We start from the raw sequence: 5,021 nt of genomic DNA, 5'->3' as shown, positions 1-5,021 counted from the left end.
GATACAGGCGATGGCGGAGCTTGACAGCGTCTGCCGCCATGTGCATCTGCCCATGCAGTCGGGTTCCTCGCGGGTACTGAATCTGATGAACAGACGATATGACTATGAAACGTATACAGATAAGGTCAGACGCCTGCGGTTGAGCGTCCCTGATGTTGCCGTCACCTCCGACATCATAGCGGGCTTTCCCGGTGAGAGCGACGATGACCACGCACAAACGGTAAGCGCACTTGAAGAACTCGAATTTGACGGCATCTTTGCCTTTAAGTACTCCGTGCGGCCAAACACGAAGGCTGCTATGATGACGGACCAAGTGGCAGAGGACGTTAAGTCGGCAAGACTGCATGAGATACTTGGATGTCAGGACGTCATCACCCAGAGGAAAAACAAGGCCCTTGAGGGCACCGTGATGGAGGTGCTTGTTGAGGGCAGGAGTGAGACGACCCCAAATATGTGGGTCGGCAGGAGCAGTACCAATAAGATCGTTAATTTTCTCTCCAGGGACGACCTGAAGTCAGCCTTGTTTTTGAACGTCCGCATAGTGAAGGCCAACAGGCACACACTTGAGGGCGAGGTAACGGGTGGATGAGGTTTTGCATTCTCACCCTGGGGTGCAAGGCCAACCAGGCAGAGAGTTCGGCCATCGAAGGGCAATTCCTCAAGCAGTCGCACGTCCCTGTCACCGTCAACGAGCGCCCCGACGTCTGTATCATAAACACGTGCAGCGTCACCGCTAAGAGCGACTATCAATCCAGACAGATCATAAGGCGTGCCATCAAGGCCGGCTCAAAGGTGTTTGCCACCGGCTGCTACTCCGAACTCAACAGGGATGCCCTCCGTGCAATAAGCGAAGATATCACCGTCATCGGTAACAAGGACAAGTTGCTGCATTTTTCAGATGCCGCCTTTGCAGAGGCCAAGACCGTTGTCCCTGTTGTCGTTAACAGCGGCAGGAGCAGGGCGCTGTTAAAGATACAGGATGGTTGTAATGCCCATTGCTCCTACTGTATCATCCCTCAGAGCCGGGGGCGGTCAACCAGCAGGCCGGTCGCTGACATTATCGACGAGGTCAGAACGCTTGTCACAGAGGGCTACAACGAGGTGGTGTTGACGGGCATCCATATCGGGTACTATGGCCTGGACCTGGTGCCACAAACAATGCTTGCAGACCTGGTGGAGTCAATCCTCGATAACACGGCAGGCATAAAGGTTCGGTTGACCTCCCTTGAGGTCAGCGAGTTTACCGGCAAGTTGCTGGGACTGCTGAGGCATCAGAGACTATGCAGGCATGTCCACATCCCGCTTCAGAGCGGCGATGATCAGATACTCGGTGACATGCACAGGGGATATCGCACGGACGACTTTAAGAGACTGCTTCTGGATATCCACGGGGACATTGACAACGCAGCCATTGGCACTGACGTGATCGTCGGTTATCCCGGAGAGGACGATGCGAGTTTTGGCAGAACCTATGAGTTCCTTGCCGGATTGCCGCTGACGTACATGCACGTATTTCCGTTTTCACCCAGGCGGGGGACGCGTGCCTTTGCTCTGCCGGCACAGGTCGATGAACAGACAAAGAAGCAGCGGGCATTGCTGTTGCGGCAGTTGTCCGGGCGCAAGAAGGCTGCCTTTATGGCCGGGCAGGTGGGGCGCATCCTGCCGGCAATAGTTGAAAAACCCGACGGTGACATATGTCAGGCAACCACCGACAACTACCTCAAGGTCGAATTCCTGGCCTCCGGCGGCGATGCTGTGGTGGCGGAGAGGGGGCTTGTGGACATAGAGATTACAGGCGTCAAAGACGGCTCGCTACAAGGCGCCCAAGCCACAGAGAAGTCCCCTTGACCGCTTGCTTGCAGTAAAGTTAAAACTTATGTAAAATAAGTCATGATACTTTTTTATGGAGGCTTTTTTTATGATAACAAAAACGTTAGATGTCAGCATTACAGGTGATACGCCTGAAACATCCACAGATGACACACTTGAATTGGAATACGAGGGGTTTTTTAAGTTAGCCGGTATTATTGAAGCAGATATTGATGACCTTGCTATAAATCATGACAAATATATATACGGAAAATGACCCGACATAGACCACTTGTCTTTACTGATACCAGTGCATTAGTTGCTTTTTTTAGCAAGACTGATAGTTGCCACTTACAAGCAATAATCAGCCTTGATGTTATAAAAAAACACAAAATAAAACTTGTAATATCTGATTATGTCTTTGACGAGACAATTACAACCATCCTTGTCAAGGGTGGACATCGCCTTGCCGTGCAAGTTGGTGATATCATCTTAAACGGTCATATTTTTGAGATAGCTGAAATTGACGCTACTCTTAAAAAGCAAGCATGGGATTACTTTAAGAAACATTCAGACAAGACCTATTCCTTCACCGATTGCACAAGTTTTGTGCTAATGAATGATAGGGACATTGTTCATTACTTTTCTTTTGATGAGGACTTTAAAAGGGCGGGGTTTGTGGATTTTTATGAATGTTATAAGCAGTAAAACACGCTATCCGTTAAACATCCACGGCGTGTCAAGTGAACTATTACACAAAAACCCAAGTTCAAGCCTGCGCAAAATGGGGTCAAGGAGGCTGGCCCCCTTGTGGGTGGGTCTGAGAGAGGGGGCGAGCCGCCCCTGGCATATAGGCAAAGCCCTCCCTTCTTTCCCTTTTTCTTAGATGCGCATTCTTCATACTGAGTGGTCGGACGGCTTTGGCGGGCAGGAGAGGCGGGTGCTGGCGGAGGCTCATGCCCTGATACGGCGCGGACACTATGCCTGTATCGTTTGCAGGGAACATGCAAGGATCAGGGAGGAGGCACGAAAAAAAGACATCGATACCTATACATTACCGCTGAGGTCAAACTACGACCTTGTAAGCATATGGAAACTCTGCCAGTTCATCAAGGGGCAACACTTTGACGTCGTAAACACCCACAGCGGCAAGGATTCCTGGATCGGCGGGATCGCCGCCAGGATGGCCAAGACCCCCGTCCTGGTCAGAACCAGACACCTCGACATACGGCTCAAGCGAAACATCGTCAACTTTATCCACTACCTGCCCGATACCTACATCACCTGCGGCCTGAACATGAGAGACAACCTCATAAAAAACTGTGGATTTCCACCGGAACGGGTGGTCAGTATTCCAACCGGAATCGACGAGAGGTTCCTTGATACGCCACGGCAACCGCAGGCCAGGACCGAGTATGACCTTGATGCCAACGCCGTCGTAATCTCCAACGTCGGGATACTCAGGACGGTCAAGGGACAGGAGGTAACGCTCCAGGCGTTTAAGAGGGTGTTGGAGGCACTGCCCCATGCCAGGTGTCTGCTGGTGGGGGACGGCCCGGGGCGAAACAGGCTCGAAAACGTCGCCAAAACCCTCGGAATATCCGAACACGTCATATTCACGGGATATGTTGAAGATGTTGCCCGTATATACTCCTTCAGCGACGTGTGTGTGTTGAGTTCGTTTTCGGAGGGGGTACCACAGAGCGTCCTTCAGGCGATGGCTGTGGGTGTGCCCGTGGTTGCCACGAGGGTTGGGGGTGTGCCGGAGGTCGTTGTCCATGAAGAGACCGGCCTGCTGGTTGACTCCGGTGACCATGAGGCCATTGCAGCGCAGATTCTGAGGCTTGTCAACGACCCCGCACTGGTAATCAAACTCACAAAAAATGCAAGGACTTTTGTCCTGAAAGACCACTGCCTTGAGGCCATGGTCTCTAAAATAGAACACCTATATATGACTCTACTACAGAGAAAGACGGGAAATCAAAATGAAGATAGCATTTATCCGAAAGACCTTTAACCCCTACGGAGGTGCGGAGAACTACATGAACTCACTCATCCGCCACCTTAAAAGCTCCGGCAACGATATCCACGTCCTGTCAACCAACTGGACGGACTGCGAAGACATCCACTGCCACCGGATAGAAACCTTCAATCTCAATTCCCTGACATCGATGTTGAGCTTTAATCACAACGTCATGCACGTGGCAGATGAACTCAACTGCGATTGCACGGTGAGCTTTGAACGTACCACCTGTCAGGACATCTATCGTGCCGGGGATGGCTGCCACAAGCAGTGGCTGATTCTGAGGGGCCAGGGCGTGGACAGACTCAGGCGGCTCTCCTTTGCCCTCAACCCCATGCACAGGACGCTGTTGTCCATTGAACGGCAATGTTTCAGCACAACCCCGCTTATTGTTGCCAACTCACGGATGGTCAAGGAGCAGATCATGGAACACTACGACATAGGCGACGACAGGATCGTCGTGCTGTACAACGGGGTAGACCTGGAGCGATTCAAGCGGCCCGTCAACAGGTCGTCGTGTGTCGGTCAGGTGAGGGCAGAGTTTGGCATCCCGGAGGATTGCCGGTTGTTGTTGTTTGCGGGTTCGGGGTTTGAGCGGAAGGGATTGGCCCTTGCCGTGTCGAGTCTTGCGCACCTGGGGGCAGAGTTCAGGATGATCGTTGCCGGGGCAGGGGGTACGTTGAAGTACAGAAGGCTCGCAAAGGCGTTGGGCGTCAGTGACCGTGTTGTCTTTGCCGGGCCGCAATCGGCCATAGAGAGGCTGTATGTTGCCGCCGACGTCTTTGTCCTGCCCACGTTGTACGACCCCTTCAGTAATGCCACGCTTGAGGCGATGGCCTGTGGTACCGCCGCTGTCACTACCAGAAACAACGGGGCTGCCGAAATAATACAGCACGGCAGGGACGGGCTGCTCATGGACGACCCCCGCAACCCCCTGGAACTTGCCGATAAGATCAAGCAGATCGCAGAAGATCGTGAGATATATTCCCTCAATGCCGCAGAAAAGGCCGCGGTCTATCCCATCTCACAGGCCGCGGCAACCTTCCTAAACCTCATCCAATCATACAAGAGACCAAGAAGGGAGGGCTTTGCCCTCCCTCAGACCCACCCACAAGGGGACCAGTCCCCTTGACCCCATTATGCTTAACATTATATCATCACAGAAATATTTACAGTAACAAGTTTTGCG

At 52.4% G+C, this 5,021-nt stretch carries 6 protein-coding genes; all 6 read left to right on the top strand.

All coding sequences use genetic code 11. From position 1 onward, the window contains the following. A partial coding sequence (locus HWQ67_RS12770; protein WP_218253076.1) for a radical SAM protein occupies positions 1 to 589 on the top strand: 589 nt, incomplete at its 5' end. Next, positions 586 to 1,848, top strand: coding sequence for a tRNA (N(6)-L-threonylcarbamoyladenosine(37)-C(2))-methylthiotransferase MtaB (gene mtaB / locus HWQ67_RS12765; protein ID WP_218253075.1), 1,263 nt, complete (start codon positions 586 to 588; stop codon positions 1,846 to 1,848). The genes HWQ67_RS12770 and mtaB, both read left to right, overlap by 4 nt. A gap of 70 nt (positions 1,849 to 1,918) precedes the next feature. Beyond that, a complete protein-coding gene (locus tag HWQ67_RS12760; protein WP_218253074.1) occupies positions 1,919 to 2,086 on the top strand; it encodes a hypothetical protein in 168 nt (55 codons plus the stop codon). Next, the gene (locus HWQ67_RS12755; protein WP_218253073.1) at positions 2,083 to 2,517 is read left to right on the top strand and encodes a type II toxin-antitoxin system VapC family toxin; all 435 of its coding nucleotides are present in this window, start codon (positions 2,083 to 2,085) and stop codon (positions 2,515 to 2,517) included. The genes HWQ67_RS12760 and HWQ67_RS12755 overlap by 4 nt, the downstream gene beginning before the upstream one ends. Positions 2,518 to 2,695: 178 nt before the next feature. Next, entirely contained in the window at positions 2,696 to 3,826 is a 1,131-nt protein-coding gene (locus tag HWQ67_RS12750; protein ID WP_255317263.1) for a glycosyltransferase family 4 protein, read from the top strand. Then, entirely contained in the window at positions 3,795 to 4,964 is a 1,170-nt protein-coding gene (locus HWQ67_RS12745; RefSeq protein ID WP_218253071.1) for a glycosyltransferase family 4 protein, read from the top strand. The genes HWQ67_RS12750 and HWQ67_RS12745 overlap by 32 nt, the downstream gene beginning before the upstream one ends. Positions 4,965 to 5,021 lie beyond the last annotated feature (57 nt).

Origin of the sequence: Candidatus Magnetobacterium casense, assembly GCF_019173545.1 — a bacterium.
Classification (GTDB): domain Bacteria; phylum Nitrospirota; class Thermodesulfovibrionia; order Thermodesulfovibrionales; family Magnetobacteriaceae; genus Magnetobacterium; species Magnetobacterium cryptolimnobacter.
This window is presented reverse-complemented; position numbering and strand designations above follow the sequence as displayed.

Excerpts from the sequence above, each read along its gene's own strand:
- mtaB (WP_218253075.1), top strand. The coding sequence starts at position 586 with ATGAGGTTTTGCATTCTCACCCTGGGGTGCAAGGCCAACCAGGCAGAG.
- HWQ67_RS12760 (WP_218253074.1), top strand. The coding sequence starts at position 1,919 with ATGATAACAAAAACGTTAGATGTCAGCATTACAGGTGATACGCCTGAA.
- HWQ67_RS12750 (WP_255317263.1), top strand. The coding sequence starts at position 2,696 with ATGCGCATTCTTCATACTGAGTGGTCGGACGGCTTTGGCGGGCAGGAG.
- HWQ67_RS12755 (WP_218253073.1), top strand. The coding sequence starts at position 2,083 with ATGACCCGACATAGACCACTTGTCTTTACTGATACCAGTGCATTAGTT.
- HWQ67_RS12745 (WP_218253071.1), top strand. The coding sequence starts at position 3,795 with ATGAAGATAGCATTTATCCGAAAGACCTTTAACCCCTACGGAGGTGCG.